We start from the raw sequence: 18,935 nt of genomic DNA on the forward strand, positions 1-18,935 counted from the left end.
AGCCCGCACCAGCACCCCACTCATCCGACCCCACATAACTTCCCTTGACACCCTATCTTTCGATATATATCTTTAGATATGTTTTACGACATATAGGACACGATCATGCGACACACCCCTTCCCGCGGCCATGCCCGATGCGACGGTCATGGTGCGCATGCCGGCCCTGAATGGTTCGCCGGCCTCTGGCAGGCGATCGGCCGCCATCGCCGCGGCCACGATCCGTTTGGCGGCGGCCCGTTCGGCGGCCGTGGCGGACGCGGCGGCTTTGGTGATTTCGGCGACGACGGCATGCCGCGCGGACGCCAGTTCAGCTCCGACGATCTTCAGCTTCTGCTGCTCGCGCTCGTCGCCGAGCAGCCGAGCCACGGCTACGAACTGATCAAGGCGCTCGACACGCGCTCGAACGGCTTCTACAGCCCGAGCCCCGGCATGGTGTATCCGGCGCTCACGTATCTCGAGGAAGTCGGCTTCGTCGCGTCGCAGGCGGAAGGCAACCGCAAGCGCTATGCGCTGACCGACGCCGGCCGCGCGCATCTCGATGCGCAGCGCGAGCGCGTCGACACCTTGTTCGCGCGCCTCACGCACCTGGCGCGCAAGATGGAATTCATGCGCCGCGCATTCGCCGGAGAATCGGCTGGCAGCGAAGCTCAGGACGAAGCACAGCCCGGCTGGCTGCCGGAGTTCGTCGAGGCGCGCCTCGCACTGAAGCGGGCGCTGCTCCACAAGAGCGCCGCCGATGCCGACGAACAACGGCGTATCGCGGCGATCATGCGCCGCGCGACTGCCGAAATCGAAGGCGGCACCGGCGCGTAATCCGCGCCGCCCCCCAAATCTCAAGGAGAACGGATCGATGCAGAATCCATCCGAACGCGCCGTCACCCGCGTGCGCCATACCCTCAAGTTCCGCCTGCTGCAGGTCCTGCGCGTGCACGCGGTGACGCCGCACTTGCTGCGCGTCACGCTCGGCGGCCCCGACCTCGCGGATTTCGAATCGTCGTCGTTCGACGATCACGTGAAGGTGTTTTTCCCGCCGCCCGGCGCGGAGCGCCCCGCGATGCCGACGCTCGGTGCGAACGGCCCCGAGTTTCCCGAAGGCGAGCCGAAGCCGGTCGCGCGCGACTTCACGCCGCGCCGCTTCGACCGCGCCGCCTGCGAACTGGATCTGGAATTCGTGCTGAACCATCCGGGCCCCGCATCGCAGTGGGCCGCGCAGGCACGCGTCGGCCAATGGCTCGGCATCGGCGGCCCGCGCGGTTCGTTCGTGGTCCCGACCGATTTCGACTGGCACCTGCTGATCGGCGACGATACGGCACTGCCCGCAGTCGCGCGGCGTCTCGAGCAATTGCCGGCCGGCGCGCGCGCGGCGGTGGTGCTGGAAGTCGCGGATCGCACCGCGCAGATCTCGTTCGATACGCGCGCCGACGTGCATGAAATCTGGCGCTTTCGCGCCGAAGCCGACGCAGCGGACGGCGACGTGCTGCTGAATGCCGTGCGCGAGCTGCCGCTGCCGTCGTCCGGCGACGGTTACGTGTGGGCGGCGGGTGAAGCGCAGTCGATGCGCGCGGTCCGTCTGCACCTGACCGGCGAGCGCGGGGTCGACAAGTCGCGCATCCGCGCGGCGGCATACTGGAAGCGCGGCGCGGCGGCCGTGCATGAAACGCTGGAAGACTGACCGGAACGGCCGCCCGTGCATCGGCGGGCTTGGCATCGGCCGCGCGGCTGATATATATCTATGCCTGCGACGCCGCTGTCGGGCGACAGCCGCCGCATCCTGCCCAGGAGCGCCCGGTCATGACAAAAGAAAGTCCCGCCTCGCCTTTCCTTCGCAACCTGAAGATCATCGGCTACGGCGGTCTCGCCGTCGTCGTGCTCGCGCTGTTCATCGCGATGTGCGCAATCCTGAAGGAAAGCGCGCTCGAACGCGACACCGCACAGCATCCGGGCGAGACGCCCGAACTGCACGAAGCCGGCGGCGGCCCGTCCACTTCCGCCGAAGCAGCCAGGACGCCCGGTTGACGGCGTCCGGCTCGCACTGCTCCGGCGTCGTTTTCCCGCTCAGTGCGTGCGTTCGCGCCCCATCATCACCGCGTGCACGACGTCGCCGATCCGCTCGAGCAATTCGACCACACGTTGCCCATACAGGTGCGCGGCCAGCGCGCCAGCCGTGCCGACCAGCACGCCACCGGCCATGTCGAACGGCCAGTGCACGCCCGCATACACGCGCCCCCATGCAATCGCCACGGCCATCGCTGCCATCACGAACCCGGTGAGCCGCGTGGTGCCGGCGAGCAGCATGCCGACCGCGAGACTCCATGCGAACGTCATGTGATCGCTCGGAAACGAGCTGTCCGGCGCATGCGGAATCAGTTGCGTGCCGACGCCGGCCATGAACGGTCGCGGCGAGAACCAGAAATGTCCGATCACCTGCGCGAGCACCAGCGCCACGCAGGTACCGACGCCGGCCTCGATCGCCTGGCGTCGCGTCGGGCGCTCGCCGAAGATCCAGGTCAGCAACAGCATCACGGGCAGTGCATAGACGAGCCAGTCGGCGGCAAGGATCGCGAGGCGGGCAACGCCTGGGTGCGGCGCCGCACCGGCATTGATGGCGGAAAACAAGGTGAGATTGAGGTTCTGCATGAATCCGGTTGCGTGGGGCGTGATGATTGGACCGGGCGGGCCGGTCGGATGCGAACGATGCTAGTGCTCACTCGCTTAAGCGTTGCTTAACGCGCAGGGTGACCGGTGATCAGAGTCCGTGCGCCGCGCGCGAACGCACTTAGAGGCTGCACTGCAACACAAGTTCACACAATTGTCATATTCCTGCGCGACCGTCTCCCGCAAAAGCTCACCAACGATCCCGTAAAGGCTCACGTTTTTCACATCGTGGCGTCATTGATGCGTGTGACTATCGGGCCGCCACGCGCGATCGATGCCGTTTGCATCATTCGCCTCAACATTTACATCGTAACTAATTCGAAATCGGCAACAATTAATTCCGAATGCGGCATCGCACAACGGCAACGCACAGGCATAGGATTACGGGCTTACGAGCACTCATCCACGAAGCGATCTACAACAAGGAGTCCGCATGAAACCCAGCGATGTCCGATCGAAAGCGTTTGCGATGCCGTTGACCAGCCCGGCATTCCCGATGGGCCCGTACCGTTTCGTCGATCGTGAGTTTCTGATCATCACGTATCGCACCGATCCCGACCGTCTGCGCGAGATCGTCCCCGAGCCGCTGAAGATCACCGAGCCGCTCGTGCATTACGAATTCATTCGCATGGCCGATTCGACCGGCTTCGGCGACTACACCGAAAGCGGCCAGGTGATCCCTGTCGAGTACAACGGCCAGGCCGGCGGCTACACGCTCGCGATGTATCTCGACGATCACCCGCCGATCGCCGGCGGCCGCGAGCTGTGGGGTTTCCCGAAGAAGCTCGCATCGCCCACGCTGAACGTGAACACCGATCACATCCTGGGCACGCTCGACTACGGCAAGGTGCGCGTCGCGACCGGCACGATGGGCTACAAGCACAAGGAACTCGACATCGACGAGCAGACGAAGCGCCTCGCCGGTCCGAACTTCCTGCTGAAGATCATCCCGCACGTCGACGGCACCGCACGCGTGTGCGAACTGGTGCGCTACTACATGCAGGACATCAAGATGAAAGGCGCATGGACGGGCCCCGCGTCGCTCGAACTGGCGCCGCACGCGCTGGCGCCGGTGGCCGACCTGCCGGTGCTCGAGATCGTCGAAGCCCGCCACATCGTCGCAGATTTGACACTTGGCCTCGGCGAAGTCGTCTACGATTACCTGGCTCAGTAACACGTCCGCAGTCCTTACTCCCTGTCAATCCTTTCACCACGGGAAATTCGAAATGAGCAACCTGAATGGCAAGACCGCAGTCGTCACGGGCGCCGCAAGCGGCATCGGCAAGGAAATCGCACTCGAGCTCGCCAAGGCGGGCGCGGCCGTCGCGATCGCCGACCTGAACCAGGACGGCGCGAATGCGGTTGCCGACGAGATCAACAAGGCAGGCGGCAAGGCGATCGGCGTCGCGATGGACGTGACCAACGAGGAAGCCGTGAACAGCGGCATCGACAAGGTGGCCGAGGCGTTCGGCTCGGTCGACATCCTCGTGTCGAACGCGGGCATCCAGATCGTCAACCCGATCGAGAACTACGCGTTCTCCGACTGGAAGAAGATGCAGGCGATCCACGTCGACGGCGCGTTCCTGACGACCAAGGCCGCGCTCAAGCACATGTACAAGGACGATCGCGGCGGCGTCGTGATCTACATGGGTTCGGTGCACTCGCACGAAGCGTCGCCGCTGAAGTCGGCGTACGTGACGGCCAAGCACGGGCTGCTCGGCCTGGCCCGCGTGCTGGCGAAGGAAGGCGCAAAGCACAACGTGCGCTCGCACGTCGTGTGTCCGGGCTTCGTGCGCACGCCGCTGGTCGACAAGCAGATTCCGGAGCAGGCGAAGGAACTCGGCATCAGCGAAGAAGAAGTGGTGAAGAAGGTGATGCTCGGCAATACGGTCGACGGCGTGTTCACGACGGTGCAGGACGTCGCGCAGACGGTGCTGTTCCTGTCGGCATTCCCGAGCGCCGCGCTCACCGGCCAGTCGTTCGTCGTCAGCCACGGCTGGTTCATGCAGTAACGCCCTCGCCTCCCTGACGGGAGGCGATTCCCGCACCACGCCTATTCTCAAGATGGCGTGCCGTCGATCGACGACACGCCATCCGTCTCCGCCATCGATGGCGGGATTTCTCGGAGCAACTGATGAAACCGCACGCGCGTACAGAAAAGCAGGCCGTCGATGCGGCGGACCTGCATCACGAAGCCGGTGCGCCGGCCGCTGCGCGGTCGCTGCCGTACGAAACCATCGCCCTCGTCCTGCAGGGCGGCGGCGCGCTCGGCGCGTATCAGGCCGGCGTGTTCGAAGGGCTGCACGAGGCGGGCGTTCCGCTCGACTGGATCGCAGGTATCTCGATCGGCGCGCTTAACACCGCGCTGATCGCGGGCAATGCGCCCGAACATCGGGTCGAGCGGCTGCGCCAATTCTGGGAAACGATCTGCCAGCCGGCGTTCTTTCCCGCGATGCCGGCTGCGTTCGAATTCGCGCTGTTCAACAGCATCGACCAGATCCGCACGTTCTTCACCGCATCGCAGGCCGCGAGCGCGATGATGCAGGGCCAGCAGGGTTTCTTCGCGCCGCGTTTCCCGCCGCCGCTGCCGGGTGTGTCCGATCATCCGGAAAAGATCAGCTGGTACGACACGTCGGCACTGCGCGCGACGCTGCTCAAGCTGTGCGATTTCGACCGGATCAACTCGGGCGAGACGCGCGTGTCGGTCGGCGCGGTCAACGTCGGCACCGGCAACTTCGTGTACTTCGACAACTCGCGCATCCGCCTCGAACCCGAGCACTTCATGGCGTCCGGCGCACTGCCGCCCGCGTTCCCGCCGGTCGAGATCGACGGCGAGTATTACTGGGACGGCGGCGTCGTGTCGAACACGCCGCTGATGGAAGTGCTGCGCGCGCGTCCGCGGCGCGACACGCTCGCGTTCCAGGTCGATCTGTGGAGCGCGCGCGGGCCGCTGCCGCGCACGATGGCCGACGTCGCGGAACGCACGAAGGACGTGCAGTATTCGAGCCGCACGCGTTTCGTCACCGACACGCTGCAGCGCGAACAGCGCTACCGCAACGTACTGCGCCACGTGCTCGAGCAGGTGCCGGAAGAGCAGCGCAAGAACGACCCGTGGTGCATCGAGGCTGAAGCGATGTCGAGCGGGAAGAAATACAACATCCAGCACCTGATCTATCAGCAGAAGGCGTACGAGCACCACTACAAGGACTATCAGTTCGGTCTGTCGACGATGCGCGACCACTGGTGCGCGGGTCTCGACGACATCCGCAAGACGCTCGCGGTCAAGGACGGCCTCGCGCTGCCCATCAACGACGCGGGCTTCGTCACGCACGACATTCACCGCCGCCGGTGATGCCGTGTGCGACGGACCGGCGCGCTGCCTGCGCCGGTCCGTCCTCGTTTCCGATTCGACATGCCGATTTTCATTGCGCTATTCGCGCTCATCGCCATTGGATGGGGCGCGGTACACCTGTTTCATGTCATCGCCGCGCAGTTCGGCCAGCCAGTCGCGATCGCGGCCGCGGTGCTCGCCGCCGCGATCCTGATCGCGCTGATCGCGTGGTGGATCAAACGCCGCCGCGACATCGCACCGAATACGAAGGAACAAGGCTGGACCCACATCGTGCATCGCGCATGGGGCGAATTGCGCGTATCCGCGACGCAGGGGCTGCTGTGGCTGTCGCATGACGGCGCGGACGGCCGCTATACGCTGTCGCAGCTCGACGCCTGCGAGGCCGCGCCGATCGATGGCCGCTGGCATCTGGTCGTGCGCGTGCGCGACGCCGTGCGCGGCGAATGGAACCTGCCGATGATGGACAAGCGCGATGCGCAGCGCTGGGCGCGCGTGCTGATGCTCGCGAAGGACAACCGGCTGTAACACAGCGGCGCCGTTCGCCAAACGCCCTATCGCGCGCCGAGCGCCCATAACGCGTCGAGCACGTGCTGGGTCGACCGATCGATCGGGCCGGCGCGATGCGCGATGCCCAGTTCGCGCCACAACGCCGGACGCAGCGGCCGCATGACGATCCGTGCGTCGGGCAACGGGGCGCCCGCCTCGTGCGGCAGCAGCGTCGCGCCGTAACCCGCGGCGACCAGACTCTTGATCGCATCGTTGTAGTTGAGTTCGATGCGGGGCTCGGGCCGGTGACCGCCGAGCGCGAACCATTCCGTCGTGAGCCGCGACAGGCGGGTCGTCGCATCGTTGAGAATCAGCGGACGCGTGGCCAGATAGGCCGGCGTCACCCGCGCCGGAAGCCGCCAGTCGGCAGGCAGAAAGGCCAGCACCGGATCGCGCCGCCACGCGCGGATCGACAACCCCGCCACCGCCGGCTGCGGCAACGCCACCAGCCCGACGTCGAGCGTGCCCTGCGCAATGCGCGCCAGCGTGTCTTGCGACGTGAGCACCGCGATCTGGACATCGATGTCCGGATGCCGCTCGCGCAGCCGGACCACCGCCTGCGGCAACAGATGGGCGATCGCCCCGGTCGATGCCCCGAGCCGCACCCGCCCGGTCAGCCCCTGCACTTGCCGCTCCACGTCGTCGAGGGTCGACTCGACCTCGGCCAGCAGGCGGCGCGCCCGCTCCACCAGCACGGCACCGATGGTTGACGGCTGCACGTTGCCGCGCGTGCGGGACAGCAACGGCGCACCGATGCGGCTTTCGAGTTCGGCGACATGAAGGCTGACCGTCGGCGGCGCAAGATGAAGCAGTTGCGCCGCGGCCACGAAGGATCCCTGGTCGGCGATTGCGACCAGTGTACGCAGCCGGTCCAGGCTGATCTCGCGCATGCCCACCTCTCGTTCAGGAAAACTGAATCCGGTAATCAGGAAATTCAACTTTTCCTATTCTAGGCGTTCGGTGGACGATACGGCTTTCCCGATGTCCGAAACGGGGAACGCGACCATCATGAGCCTCCCCACTGTCTACATCGACGGCGACCAAGGTACGACCGGATTGCAGATCCACGAGCGCCTGCGGGATCGCACCGACCTGCGGCTCGTCACGCTGCCGGATGCCGAGCGCAAGGACCCCGCGCGGCGCGCTGAAGCGATCAACGCATCCGATATCGCGATCCTGTGCTTGCCCGACGCCGCCGCGCGCGAAGCGGTCGGCTTCATCCGCAATCCGGCGGTACGCGTGATCGACGCGAGTTCGGCCCATCGCACCGAACCGGAATGGGTGTACGGCTTTCCCGAGATGGTCGAAGGACACGCGCAGACCATCGCGCGCGCGCAGCGCGTCACCAATCCGGGCTGCTATCCGACGGGCGCGATCGGCCTGCTCCGGCCGCTGCAACACGCCGGGCTGCTGCCGCGCGACTACCCGGTGAGCATCCATGCGGTGTCCGGTTACTCGGGCGGCGGGCGAACCGCCGTTGACGCATTCGAATCGAACGGCGCGGCACACGCGAAGCCGCTGCAGGTCTACGGCCTCGCGCTCGCGCACAAGCACGTGCCCGAGATCCAGCTGCATGCCGGGCTCGCGCACCGTCCGCTGTTCGTGCCGGCTTACGGCGCCTATCGGCAGGGCATCGTGCTGACCGTGCCGATCGAGCTGCGCCTGCTCCCGGCCGGCGTGACCGGTGAGTTGTTGCACGCGTGTCTCGCGCACCATTACGCCGGTGCGCGCCACGTCGAGGTCACGCCGCTCGCGGATACGCGCGCGATCACGCATCTCGATCCGCAAGCGCTGAACGGTACGAACGACCTGCGGCTCGGCGTGTTCGTCAATGCCGATCATGGCCAGGTGCTGCTGTCCGCCGTGTTCGACAATCTCGGCAAAGGGGCATCCGGCGCGGCCGTGCAGAATCTCGACCTGATGCTCGGTGCAGAGAGCGACGCGAAAACAGCGAAAGCAGCGTGAGCCGCGTGCGGGCGCCATCGTCCGCCTGCCCGGCGCATCGCGGCCAGCGACGCGCCGGTGCCCACGGCACGCTGCCGGCTCGCGATGCGGTCGCGAGCCGTAAACGGGCGTGTGCCGACGCTCCGCACATGCCCCCGTAAAAGCTCACCTTTGACCGATTTCAGGTCGCATCGTCGCTCGCAGCGGCATTCAAACCGGCAAGCGCCTCCGCCAGAAAATCGACACACACGCGCACTTTCGCCGAAGCCGCGACGCGTTCCGGATACACCGCCCAGATGTTCGCCGGCTGAATCGCGTCCGGCAGCACGCGACTGAGTTCGCCGCGTTCGATCAGCGGCCCCGCTTCCCAGATCGAACGCAACACGATCCCGCGCCCGGCGAGCGCCCATTGCACGGCCACCTCGCCGTGGTTCGTCGACAGCGCGCCGCCGACCTTCACCGTTGCCGTTTCTCCGCGCAGGTTCAACCGCCAGACGCCGAACGGATGGTCGCGCTCCTTGATCGCGAGACAGTCGTGCGAAGCGAGATCCGCGAGCGTGCGCGGCGTGCCGCGCCGTGCGAGATAGTCGGGCGACGCGCACAGCACCCGATAGTTCGCGGCAAGGCGGCGCGCGATCAGGTGATCGGCGATGTCGTCGCCGATGCGCACGTCGAGGTCGTAGCCCTCGCCCGCCACGTCGACCAGCCGGTCGAACAGATCGAGCCGCACGTTTAGCTGCGGATAGCGCGCGGAGAAGTCGAGCAGCGCCGACGCGACGACATGGCGGCCGAAGCCGAAGCTGCTCGAGATGCGCAGCGTGCCGCGCGGCACCGTGCGCGTGGTCGATACGTCCTCGACGAGATGATCGACGTCGTCGAGAATCTTCTCGGCCCGCGCGAACACGCGTTCGCCGGCCTCCGTGACCGTCACGCGACGCGTCGAGCGATGCAGCAGCCGCGTGCCGAGCTGCGCCTCGAGCAGCGCGATACGCTTGCTCACATACGCGGGCGACACCGCGAGCTGCTCCGCAGCCGCGCTGAAGCTCGTCAGGCGGACGACCAGGCTGAAGACGCGCAGGTCGTCGAGATTCGGCGATTTATTCACGATTCGTGGAAAGTCGATTAACCTTTCGCACGATTTTAATCTGAATGGAAATAAATAAAATGGCGTCATGTTCCGCTGCGCACGCTGCCAGCGGCCCGACCAGCCAAGGAGGCTCGCATGAGCGACAAGACGTACAGGATTGCCGTCATCCCCGGTGACGGCATTGGCCGTGAAGTAATGCCCGAGGGCCTGCGCGCGCTCGACGCCGTGACGGCACGCTTCGGTATCCGTTTCCAGTTCGAGCAGATCGACTGGGCGAGCTGCGACTACTACGCGCAGCACGGCAAGATGATGCCGGACGACTGGAAGGCCCAGCTGTCGGGCATGGACGCGATCCTGTTCGGTGCGGTCGGCTGGCCCGCGACGGTACCCGACCACATTTCGCTGTGGGGTTCGCTGCTGAAGTTCCGCCGCGAGTTCGACCAGTACATCAACCTGCGGCCCGCGCGCCTGTTCGACGGTGTGCCGTCGCCGCTCGCCGGCCGCAAGGCAGGCGACATCGACTTCATGATCGTGCGCGAGAACACCGAGGGCGAATATTCGTCGGTCGGCGGCACGATGTTCGAGGGCACCGAGCGCGAAGTGGTCATGCAGCAGTCGATCTTCACGCGTCACGGTACCGAGCGCGTGCTGAAGTTCGCGTTCGAACTCGCCCAGCGCCGCGCGAAGCGCCTGACCGTCGCGACGAAGAGCAACGGCATCGCGATCAGCATGCCGTGGTGGGACGCGCGCGCGGCCGAAATGGGCGAGCGCTATCCCGAGATCACCGTGGACAAGCAGCATATCGACATCCTGTGTGCGCGCTTCGTGCTGCAGCCGGACCGCTTCGACGTCGTCGTCGCGTCGAACCTGTTCGGCGACATCCTTTCCGACCTCGGTCCGGCCTGCACGGGCACGATCGGCATCGCACCGTCCGCGAACCTCAACCCGGATCGCACGTTTCCGTCGCTGTTCGAACCGGTGCACGGCTCCGCGCCGGACATCGCGGGCCAGTACATCGCGAACCCGATCGCGATGATCTGGTCGGCGGCAATGATGCTCGACTTCCTCGGCAACGGCACGGGCCGCGAACGCGAAGCGCACGACGCGATCGTCGCGGCGATCGAGGACCTGCTGCGTACGGGGCCGCGCACGCGCGATCTCGGCGGTCAGGCGGGGACGCAGGAAGTGGGCGAGGCGATCGCTGCGCGGATCGCGGGCTGAAAGACCGATGTGAAGGGTGCGCGGTTGCCAGGCGGTCGATGGAGGTCGTGTTCAGGGGTGAGCCACACGACTGACTGCTGCGCACCTTGGTTGATTCCGACACGCACGTCTGGATGCGTGCGTGTCGATGTCGATTTCGAACGGTGAGCAATGCGGTTCGATGGCACGCACGGTTATGCGTCGATCCATCACCGTGTCTGGCGTCACGTTGAAGTCGAGCGGTGAGTTGCATCGCGCATCGATACACACCGCTTGAATCTCGCCACTGTGCGTGTATGGAGCAAATGCGCCACCGATGTCGCATTCGATTCGCACGTGAGCGACCAAAGCTCGTGCACAGCAATGCATGCTGTGCTTCCGTCAGCGCAATCGCGCCGTTTCCTGCGAAGATTGATCGGTGAGATGCCGGGCGTGAAAAATCACACCGTCCGGCACAGAATGCCCCTTCTCCCGAAAACACTCACCTCAGCACACGCCTCCCGTATTTCCTCACCGTTGGGCACGGACGACGCGCTCGATGCACGATCGAGCACGTCCCCGCATCGTCATCGTGCGGCGTCACAGCCCGAGATCGGACAGGCCGGGATGGTCGTCCGGACGGCGGCCGAGCGGCCAGTGGTACAGGCGATCCGCTTCGCGAATCGGCAGATCGTTGATGCTCGCGTGGCGATGCGCCATCAAGCCGTTTTCGTCGAACTCCCAGTTTTCGTTCCCGTATGAGCGGAACCAGTTGCCGGCGTCGTCATGCCATTCGTATGCGAATCGCACCGCGATGCGATTGCCGCCGAACGCCCACAGCTCCTTGATCAACCGGTAGTCGAGCTCGCGCGTCCATTTCCGCTGCAGCAGGCCGACGATCTCGTCGCGGCCCGTCACGAACTCCGCGCGATTGCGCCACCGGCTCTGCGGCGTATAGGCGAGCGAGACGCGCTGCGGGTCGCGCGTGTTCCACGCATCCTCCGCGGCGCGCACTTTCTGGCGCACCGTGTCGAGCGTGAAGGGTGGAACGGGCGGACGAACTTCCGGGGAAGCGGCCATGGGATGCTCCTGTTCAAGGTTTGGGCCGCGCACGAACGCAGCCGGTTGGGACGCGTTACTTCGACGCTCGAGACACCGTATCGAGCAAGAGTTCGGCGGTTGCGCGCGCATCGCGCGCGACGCTTGCATCGCCACTGACGAGCGCCACGCCGATCGCGCCGTCGATCAGCACCAGCCATTGACGCGCGACGCGGGCCAGCCCGCGGCGCTCGATCCCGGCGGCGTCGGCGTACGCGTCGAACCGCTCGCGCACGAACGCGAGCAAGCGTGCCTTGTGCAGACGTGCGACGACGCGCACCGGATCGTCGGCATCGGCAATCTCGCCGGACGCGTTCAGGAACGCGCAGCCGTGAAAATCGGGTTGCACAAACCAGTCACGCAGCACCTCGAACATGCCGAGCAAGTGCGCACGCGGTGACTTGCCACGCGCCAGCGTTGCGTCGACGAACCAGCGCATCCAGCGTTCGTCACGGCGCTCGAGCGCGGCGACGACCAGCGCCTCCTTCGATTCGAAATGCGAATAAAAGCTCTTTCGCGCGGCACCCGACCGCTTCACGATCGCATCGACACCCGTGGCGTGGATGCCGCCCGAGTAGATCAGCGCTTCGGCCGCGTCGAGAAGCCGGTCGCGAACGGCTGGTTCGCCGAAGAGATCATCATGTGTGTTCATGGGTTTACGGTAGAACGATCGTTCTCACTCGTCAACACCCGGGCGAAAAGGCCCTGTCGGCGGGAGGGCCGAACGCCGCGTGGTTCCGATGGCGCACGGCGCATTTCAGGCGGCGTTTACGACATTTTTTCTTGAAGCGAACGCATGGCGCTCACTACACTTCGGTCACCCTGTCTGGCCGAAAGGACATCATGCAGCGACCGGAATCCGCACGCTCCCGGCGTGCCCATGCGGCTTATGCGAAGCGGCTCGACGGCCGCGTCGTCGTACGGCGTTTCGATCCGCGCAGCGATTCGTACGAGTCGCTGACCGCGTTGCTACATCGCGCGTATGCGCATCTCGGCGCCGCGGGTTTCAACTGTCCGGGGGTCGACCAGCCGGCGTCGGCGACGCGTGAACGCACGCTCACCAGCGAATGTTTCGTCGCGCTCGGCAGCGGGCATCTGGTCGCAACGATCACGATACAGCCGCACGATCCCGATTCGCGTTGCGATCCGTACCGCAGCCGACGCGTCGCGACGCTCGGCCAGTTGGCCGTCGATCCGGCCTGGCAGGACCGCGGCATCGGCCGTGCGCTGCTTGCGTTCGCGCAACGGCGGGCTGCCGCGCGTGGCGCGACGCACATCGCGCTCGATGCGCCGCATGCGGCTGTCCGGCTCGTCGAGTTCTATCGCCGCGAAGGGTTTCAGTTGATCGATGTGATGCGGTTTGCAGCGCATAGCTACGACAGCGCGATCCTGTGCAAAGCCGTCGGGGTGCCCGGCGAGCGGATGCCTGCATCCGACATGACATCGATCGACGTCGCGCAGCGTGCCGACGCGGCGTCATGAAACACGATGCCGACGACGATCGCGCGCGGCTTGCCCTGCGGCATGTCCGCATGCGTGCGGCACTGTGGATGCGCGGTCTGTCGAAGCTGACGGTGATCACGATCGCGGTCACGCAAATACTGACGCTCGTGTTCGACGCTCTGCTCGTTTCAGTCGGCGACACGCCGGAAGCCGCGACGTTGCTGCTGTTCCGCTTCGTCACCTGCGCGCTCGTCAGCTTCTGGCTTCAGGCGGACGCATCGCGTGCGTATCGGCATGCGGCGCAACACGGGCTCGTGACGGTTTCCGGCGTGCATGGCGAGCTGATCGAGATCGCACCGCAATGCCCGAAGCGCTGGCTCGTCGTGCTGAGTCTGCAGCTCGAACCGCGATGGTTGAACGGTGAGCGAATCAAATAGCATGCGGCGCACCGGTCGATGCCGACAGGCCGGCTAACGGGTGAGTTGGCACGTCATCGATCGCCTCACGCATCGAGGCTGCCGTGGGAACGGAGCTAGACCGTGGCAAGCGGGCGAGGCGGCACGGGCCGCGCTATTCAAGCGCGGCAAGCGAGAACGAAAGGGTAAGAAGAAAGACACGGCGCCGAGCGACGCGACAGCGGGGACAGGGGAGGAGCCTTGATAGGTGAGGTGCATGCGCAATGGCATGTCACCGATGGGTCCCGGGGGATCGCAGCGTGATCGCCCTCGCATCACTAACGAGAAACCGCGTGCAGCCGTTGAATTCTGCGCCCACGGGTGCAGCGAATGCATGATCGAGCTGCCGTTCGGCACGCAAACACAGCTCCCGAATTTCCTCACCTTAAGCGTTTGCCGAAGCCGCCGGGCCTCGACAAACGCTCATACCGACGCGAGCGGGGCAGCCGGCAAACGCGCCGAGCGGCCCCGCCGGCACTCAGACCGTCCAGTCGAGAATCACCTTGCCGCTTTCACCGGACAGCATCGCGGCGAAGCCTTTCTCGTAATCGTCGGCCGCAAAGCGATGCGTGATGATCGGCGACAGGTCGAGGCCGCTTTGCAGCATCGCGACCATCTTGTACCAGGTCTCGAACATCTCGCGACCGTAGATGCCCTTGATCTCGAGCCCCTTGAAGATCACCTGGTTCCAGTCGATCGCCGTCTGCGCGGGCGGAATGCCGAGCAGCGCGACCTTGCCGCCGTGATTCATCGCCTCGAGCATGCTCGTGAATGCGCTCGGCACGCCCGACATCTCGAGGCCGACGTCGAAGCCTTCCGTCATCCGCAGGTCGGCCATCACGTCGCGCAGCGACTCGCGTGCGACGTTGACCGCACGCGTCGCGCCCATCTTGCGCGCGAGCTCGAGCCGGTAGTCGTTGATGTCGGTGATCACGACGTTGCGCGCGCCGACATGCTTCGCGATCGCGACAGCCATGATGCCGATCGGGCCGGCACCGGTGATCAGCACGTCCTCGCCGACGAGGTTGAACGACAGCGCCGTATGCGTCGCATTGCCGAACGGATCGAAGATCGACGCGAGATCGTCGGAGATCTCGGGCGGAATCTTGAACGCGTTGAACGCCGGAATCGCCAGATACTCGGCGAACGCGCCCTCGCGGTTCACGCCGACGCCGACGGTGTTGCGGCACAGATGCCGGCGCCCCGCACGGCAGTTGCGACAGAAACCGCACGTGATGTGGCCTTCGCCGGACACGCGATCGCCGATCGCGAAGCCGCGCACTTCCTGCCCCATCTCGACGATCTCGCCGACGTATTCGTGACCGACGTGCATCGGCACGGGAATCGTCTTCTGCGCCCAGTCGTCCCACTTCCAGATATGGATGTCGGTGCCGCAGATCGCCGTGCGGCGAATCTTGATCAGCACGTCGTTGTGTCCGACTTCGGGACGCTTCACGCGCGTGAGCGTGAGGCCCGGGCCGCGTTCGAGCTTTGCCAGTGCTTTCATGATCGCGCCTCCGTCAGACGATGCCGAGCGACTTGCCGACGCGCACGAACGCGGCGACCGTCTGGTCGATCTGTTCCGGCGTGTGCGCCGCGCTCATCTGCGTGCGAATGCGCGCGCGACCGCGCGGCACAACCGGGAACGAGAAGCCGATCACGTAGACGCCTTCGGCGAGCAACCGGTCGGCCATGTTGGTCGCGAGCTGCGCGTCGCCGAGCATCACCGGGATGATCGGGTGCGCGCCCGGGACGAGCGTGAAGCCCGCTGCGGTCATCTGCTCGCGGAAACGCACGCCGTTTTCGCGCACGCGTTCGCGCAACTTCGCACCTTCGTCGCTGCCGAGCAGTTCCAGCACCTTCAGCGACGCCGCGGCAATGCTCGGCGTCAACGTGTTCGAGAACAGGTACGGGCGCGAACGCTGGCGCAGCAATTCGACGATCTCGCGACGGGCCGCGACATAGCCGCCCGATGCGCCGCCGAGCGCCTTGCCGAGCGTGCCGGTGATGATGTCGACGCGGCCTTCGACGCCGCAGTGCTCGGGCGTGCCGCGGCCATGCGTGCCGATGAAGCCGACCGCATGCGAATCGTCGACCATCACGAGCGCGCCGTAGCGATCGGCGAGGTCGCAGATGCCTTTCAGGTCGGCGATGATGCCGTCCATCGAGAACACGCCGTCGGTCGCGATCAGCTTGTGACGCACGCCCGCTGCGTCGGCTTCCTTCAGCTTCGCCTCGAGGTCGGACAGGTCGTTGTTCTTGTAGCGGTAACGCTTCGCCTTGCACAGGCGGATGCCGTCGATGATGCTCGCGTGGTTCAGCTCGTCGCTGATCACCGCGTCGTTCTCGTCGAGCAGCGTCTCGAACAGGCCGCCGTTCGCATCGAAGCAGCTCGAATAGAGGATGCTGTCCTCGGTGCCGAGGAACGCAGCCAGCGCGCTTTCGAGCTGCTTGTGCACGGATTGCGTGCCGCAGATGAAACGCACCGACGCCATGCCGAAACCGTCCTGGTCGAGACCGGCCTGCGCCGCGGCGACCAGGCGCGGATCGTTCGCCAGACCCAGATAGTTGTTCGCACAGAAATTCAGCACGCCGGCACCGCCGGCGAGCCGCACGGCCGCCGCCTGGGGACTCGCGATCTCGCGCTCGGTCTTGTAAAAACCGTCCGCGCGGATCTGGTCGAGCGTCCCGCGCACCTGGGCGAGAAAGGCATCACGCATCGCAAAGCTCCTGACAGGGATTCGCATTCCGGCACGCGCCACTCGTGGCGGCAGCGCAACGGCCTGCTACTGTTATAGTCGGTCGTTCGGTTGACCGCACTTATCCGATATGCCGAACTAGAATTCGAAATACCGAACAACTCTAAGCGAACGGAAACCAAATGGCAAGTTCCTCCGCGTCGCGGCGCACGCCAGCCGGCGCCGCATCGCAGCCGCCGGCCGTCACGCCGCCGCGGGTCGGCGAGCAAATCCAGCGCCTGCGCAACGAGCGCAAGCTGACGCTCGACGACCTGTCGCGCGCGGCCGGCGTATCGAAATCGATGCTCTCCGAGATCGAGCGCGACAAGGCCAATCCGACGATCGCGGTCGCGTGGCGGCTCACGAATGCACTCGGCATCACGCTCGACGAACTGTTCTCGCAACCGAAAGCGCCGGAGACGATCCGCGTGGACGGCCCGCACGACATCCCGACGCTCGCCGGCCACGACGGCCGCTACCAGCTGCGCGTGTGGGGCCCGATCGACCTGGCCGGCAAGTTCGAGTGGTACGAGCTGACGCTGCCCGGCGGCGGCGCGCTCGTGTCGAACGCGCACGAACCCGGCACCCGCGAGCACCTCACCGTGCTGCAGGGTGCGATGGAAATCGAAGCCGCGGCGGCGAGCCGACGCCTGAAAACCGGCGACACGGCGCGCTACCCGGCCGACACACCGCATGCGATCCGCAACCCGGGCAAGGGCGAGGCCCGCGCATTACTGATCGTGATCCATCGCTGACGATGCGGATAGCTGGCCGAAAGGCCAGTTGCGGAAAATACTGTATGTTTGTACAGTATACGGACATTCCGCCATGCATGGCCGGAGCCGGCGCACCGAGGCGCCCGCCCCGGTCGACAGGAGCCTGCGATGACAGAAGAACAAGATTTGGCCGCGCTCAGCTTCAAGGCTGCTGCGCACGACCTCGAGCTGATCGTTCGCCATATTGCCGAGCGCTACATCCGTCAACGCGTCCCGCTGTCGTGGCGCCTGCTGCACGCCATCGAAGCCGAGGCGCTCGCCGATCTCGGCTTTGCCAGCCGGCACGAGGCCGGCATGCGTCAACTGTTCGAACGGCCATCGGACATGACCTTTCCCGAAACGGACGATCCGATCGACTTCGGCCGGTCGAACGCGCTCCCTGCCGTCTTCTCGTTCGCGGTCCTCGCGTATGAAGCGGCGGCCAGGTCGCAGGATGCGGCGCCCCGCGAGCGCATTCACCGTCCGTCCAAAGCGTGGGGCGACTGACGCCATGCCTGGGCCGTCCGACACGGCGGCCCCCTCCCGCATCCTGCTGCCCGCGACGTTGCGGAAAGGGCTACCATATACGCAACTAACGGAATAAATAACATGTCCCTTCCCACGTCCCCCGACACTCCGGCGCGCCCGGAAGAAAAGGATCTGTTCGATCGCGGCGCGTCCGACTGGATCGTCTCGCCCGAGACCGCGTTCGACGCCTGGCTTGCCATGCAGGACTACCGCCGTTCATCGGCTGATGTCTATCGCGCGCAATGGGGTGCCTTTCTCACCTGGCTGCGTGCGCATCAGAAGAACCTGGCCACGGTCGACACGGCATCGATTGCGAACTTCGTCGGCGAGCTTCCGATCCGGAAGACGCAACGAATGCGCTATTTGCGGCTGATCGAGCGCGTGCTCGACCACATCCGGCGCACCGAGTTCGCATCCACCAACCCGGCCCGCTTCATTGCTCAGGATGGCGAAGCGAACTGGCGACAGGCACGCGACAACGAGCCGACCGGTTTCCTGACGCCAGCCGAACGCGCGAAGTTGCTGGCCTACCTGTTTTCGCCGATCAGCGTGTCCGGCTCCGCATACTGGAAAGAACGGCGCGACCGCGCGCTCGTCGCCGCGTTTCTCGGCGCGGGCGTGAAAACCGGCGAAGCACGTGCACTTACGATTAGTTGCATCAATACGAGTGGAACGTCGCTGCAGATCCCGTCAACGCATCCCGATTTCGCGCGCGAAACCCATCTGGCGTCGTTCGCGATCGCGTTGCTCGAAGCATGGCTCGTGGAGCGCAAGCGCCAGGAGATTCCGGGCGATCTCGTGTTCCCGGCCTCGCACGCCGGGCGGCCGATGCACAAGGCGACGATGCTGCGCGCGATCGATGCGATCGTCGAATCCGCCGGGCTCACGTCGTCGCGCACCGCGCGCGCGAGTCCGCAAACGCTGCGCAACACCTATGCGGCCGAACTGTTCGAGCACGACGTGGCGCCCGAGCGGGTCGGCCAATGGCTGGGCTTCGTGCGGCCGATTTCGTCGAACCGGCTGCACCGCGCGTGGAAAAACTGGCGCGATGACCTGGCCAATGGTGCCCCGTCCGACCAGGACGAAACTCCCTGATCCAAAGCCGGCTGCTCACGCGACATGATCCGTGAGCAGCCTTGCTCGGCCGCGCTT

At 65.7% G+C, this 18,935-nt stretch carries 21 protein-coding genes; 14 read left to right on the top strand and 7 right to left on the bottom strand.

Going from position 1 to position 18,935, the window contains the following annotated elements; all coding sequences use genetic code 11:
* Positions 1 to 105 precede the first annotated feature (105 nt).
* The 3 genes from GEM_RS27415 to GEM_RS27425 all read left to right on the top strand — a co-directional run bounded on the left by GEM_RS27415 (position 106) and on the right by GEM_RS27425 (position 2,019).
* Positions 106 to 816 (top strand): PadR family transcriptional regulator, encoded by a 711-nt coding sequence (locus GEM_RS27415; protein WP_014900682.1) that lies wholly within the window; start codon positions 106 to 108, stop codon positions 814 to 816.
* Between the two features lie 37 nt (positions 817 to 853).
* Entirely contained in the window at positions 854 to 1,675 is an 822-nt protein-coding gene (locus GEM_RS27420) for a siderophore-interacting protein (RefSeq protein ID WP_014900683.1), read from the top strand.
* A 119-nt stretch (positions 1,676 to 1,794) separates the two neighbouring features.
* The gene (locus GEM_RS27425; RefSeq protein ID WP_014900684.1) at positions 1,795 to 2,019 is read left to right on the top strand and encodes a hypothetical protein; all 225 of its coding nucleotides are present in this window, start codon (positions 1,795 to 1,797) and stop codon (positions 2,017 to 2,019) included.
* Positions 2,020 to 2,058: 39 nt separating this feature from the next.
* Here the strand turns inward: GEM_RS27425 and GEM_RS27430 are convergent, their stop codons facing one another.
* Positions 2,059 to 2,640 carry an undecaprenyl-diphosphatase gene (locus GEM_RS27430; RefSeq protein ID WP_014900685.1) on the bottom strand — a complete coding sequence of 194 codons (582 nt, stop codon included), beginning with the start codon at positions 2,638 to 2,640 and terminating at the stop codon, positions 2,059 to 2,061.
* A gap of 451 nt (positions 2,641 to 3,091) precedes the next feature.
* On the opposite strand from GEM_RS27430, the gene GEM_RS27435 reads away from it, so the two are divergent.
* The 4 genes from GEM_RS27435 to GEM_RS27450 all read left to right on the top strand — a co-directional run bounded on the left by GEM_RS27435 (position 3,092) and on the right by GEM_RS27450 (position 6,535).
* On the top strand, positions 3,092 to 3,832 hold the full coding sequence (locus tag GEM_RS27435) for an acetoacetate decarboxylase (protein ID WP_014900686.1): 741 nt from the start codon (positions 3,092 to 3,094) through the stop codon (positions 3,830 to 3,832).
* A 52-nt stretch (positions 3,833 to 3,884) separates the two neighbouring features.
* A complete protein-coding gene (locus GEM_RS27440) occupies positions 3,885 to 4,670 on the top strand; it encodes a 3-hydroxybutyrate dehydrogenase (protein WP_014900687.1) in 786 nt (261 codons plus the stop codon).
* 122 nt (positions 4,671 to 4,792) lie between these two features.
* Complete coding sequence (locus tag GEM_RS27445; RefSeq protein ID WP_014900688.1) at positions 4,793 to 6,010, top strand: patatin-like phospholipase family protein; 1,218 nt, start codon at positions 4,793 to 4,795, stop codon at positions 6,008 to 6,010.
* 60 nt (positions 6,011 to 6,070) lie between these two features.
* Entirely contained in the window at positions 6,071 to 6,535 is a 465-nt protein-coding gene (locus tag GEM_RS27450; RefSeq protein WP_014900689.1) for a hypothetical protein, read from the top strand.
* Positions 6,536 to 6,561: 26 nt separating this feature from the next.
* Here GEM_RS27450 and GEM_RS27455 read toward each other — a convergent pair whose 3' ends face one another.
* Positions 6,562 to 7,446 (bottom strand): LysR family transcriptional regulator, encoded by an 885-nt coding sequence (locus GEM_RS27455; RefSeq protein WP_014900690.1) that lies wholly within the window; start codon positions 7,444 to 7,446, stop codon positions 6,562 to 6,564.
* Positions 7,447 to 7,564: 118 nt separating this feature from the next.
* Between GEM_RS27455 and argC the strand changes: the two genes are divergently transcribed.
* Entirely contained in the window at positions 7,565 to 8,521 is a 957-nt protein-coding gene (gene argC / locus GEM_RS27460) for an N-acetyl-gamma-glutamyl-phosphate reductase (RefSeq protein WP_041491037.1), read from the top strand.
* 160 nt (positions 8,522 to 8,681) lie between these two features.
* On the opposite strand, the gene GEM_RS27465 is transcribed toward argC, so the two are convergent.
* The gene (locus GEM_RS27465) at positions 8,682 to 9,605 is read right to left on the bottom strand and encodes a LysR substrate-binding domain-containing protein (protein WP_041490860.1); all 924 of its coding nucleotides are present in this window, start codon (positions 9,603 to 9,605) and stop codon (positions 8,682 to 8,684) included.
* A gap of 117 nt (positions 9,606 to 9,722) precedes the next feature.
* Here GEM_RS27465 and GEM_RS27470 point away from each other — a divergent pair, with 117 nt between their 5' ends.
* Positions 9,723 to 10,808, top strand: coding sequence for a tartrate dehydrogenase (locus GEM_RS27470; RefSeq protein WP_014900693.1), 1,086 nt, complete (start codon positions 9,723 to 9,725; stop codon positions 10,806 to 10,808).
* A 558-nt stretch (positions 10,809 to 11,366) separates the two neighbouring features.
* On the opposite strand, the gene GEM_RS27475 is transcribed toward GEM_RS27470, so the two are convergent.
* Together GEM_RS27475 and GEM_RS27480 are read right to left on the bottom strand one after the other, a co-directional pair.
* Positions 11,367 to 11,846 carry a DUF1348 family protein gene (locus tag GEM_RS27475; RefSeq protein ID WP_014900694.1) on the bottom strand — a complete coding sequence of 160 codons (480 nt, stop codon included), beginning with the start codon at positions 11,844 to 11,846 and terminating at the stop codon, positions 11,367 to 11,369.
* Between the two features lie 55 nt (positions 11,847 to 11,901).
* Positions 11,902 to 12,516 carry a TetR/AcrR family transcriptional regulator gene (locus tag GEM_RS27480; RefSeq protein WP_014900695.1) on the bottom strand — a complete coding sequence of 205 codons (615 nt, stop codon included), beginning with the start codon at positions 12,514 to 12,516 and terminating at the stop codon, positions 11,902 to 11,904.
* Between GEM_RS27480 and GEM_RS27485 the strand changes: the two genes are divergently transcribed.
* Both GEM_RS27485 and GEM_RS27490 read left to right on the top strand, forming a co-directional pair.
* Positions 12,507 to 13,346, top strand: coding sequence for a GNAT family N-acetyltransferase (locus tag GEM_RS27485; RefSeq protein ID WP_420358931.1), 840 nt, complete (start codon positions 12,507 to 12,509; stop codon positions 13,344 to 13,346). The genes GEM_RS27480 and GEM_RS27485 overlap by 10 nt on opposite strands.
* The gene (locus tag GEM_RS27490; protein WP_014900697.1) at positions 13,343 to 13,744 is read left to right on the top strand and encodes a hypothetical protein; all 402 of its coding nucleotides are present in this window, start codon (positions 13,343 to 13,345) and stop codon (positions 13,742 to 13,744) included. Before GEM_RS27485 ends, GEM_RS27490 begins: the two co-directional genes overlap by 4 nt.
* Positions 13,745 to 14,240: 496 nt before the next feature.
* On the opposite strand, the gene tdh is transcribed toward GEM_RS27490, so the two are convergent.
* The gene (tdh, locus tag GEM_RS27495; protein ID WP_014900698.1) at positions 14,241 to 15,269 is read right to left on the bottom strand and encodes an L-threonine 3-dehydrogenase; all 1,029 of its coding nucleotides are present in this window, start codon (positions 15,267 to 15,269) and stop codon (positions 14,241 to 14,243) included.
* A 13-nt stretch (positions 15,270 to 15,282) separates the two neighbouring features.
* Positions 15,283 to 16,482, bottom strand: a complete 1,200-nt coding sequence (locus GEM_RS27500) for a glycine C-acetyltransferase (RefSeq protein WP_014900699.1) — start codon at positions 16,480 to 16,482, stop codon at positions 15,283 to 15,285.
* 161 nt (positions 16,483 to 16,643) lie between these two features.
* Here GEM_RS27500 and GEM_RS27505 point away from each other — a divergent pair, with 161 nt between their 5' ends.
* From GEM_RS27505 to GEM_RS27515, 3 genes are all read left to right on the top strand, one after another.
* Entirely contained in the window at positions 16,644 to 17,255 is a 612-nt protein-coding gene (locus GEM_RS27505) for a helix-turn-helix domain-containing protein (protein WP_014900700.1), read from the top strand.
* A 129-nt stretch (positions 17,256 to 17,384) separates the two neighbouring features.
* Positions 17,385 to 17,762 (top strand): DUF2471 family protein, encoded by a 378-nt coding sequence (locus GEM_RS27510; RefSeq protein ID WP_014900701.1) that lies wholly within the window; start codon positions 17,385 to 17,387, stop codon positions 17,760 to 17,762.
* 102 nt (positions 17,763 to 17,864) lie between these two features.
* Positions 17,865 to 18,878 carry a tyrosine-type recombinase/integrase gene (locus tag GEM_RS27515; RefSeq protein ID WP_014900702.1) on the top strand — a complete coding sequence of 338 codons (1,014 nt, stop codon included), beginning with the start codon at positions 17,865 to 17,867 and terminating at the stop codon, positions 18,876 to 18,878.
* Positions 18,879 to 18,935: the final 57 nt, after the last annotated feature.

The organism is Burkholderia cepacia GG4 (genome assembly GCF_000292915.1).
Taxonomy (GTDB): Bacteria; Pseudomonadota; Gammaproteobacteria; order Burkholderiales; family Burkholderiaceae; genus Burkholderia; species Burkholderia cepacia_D.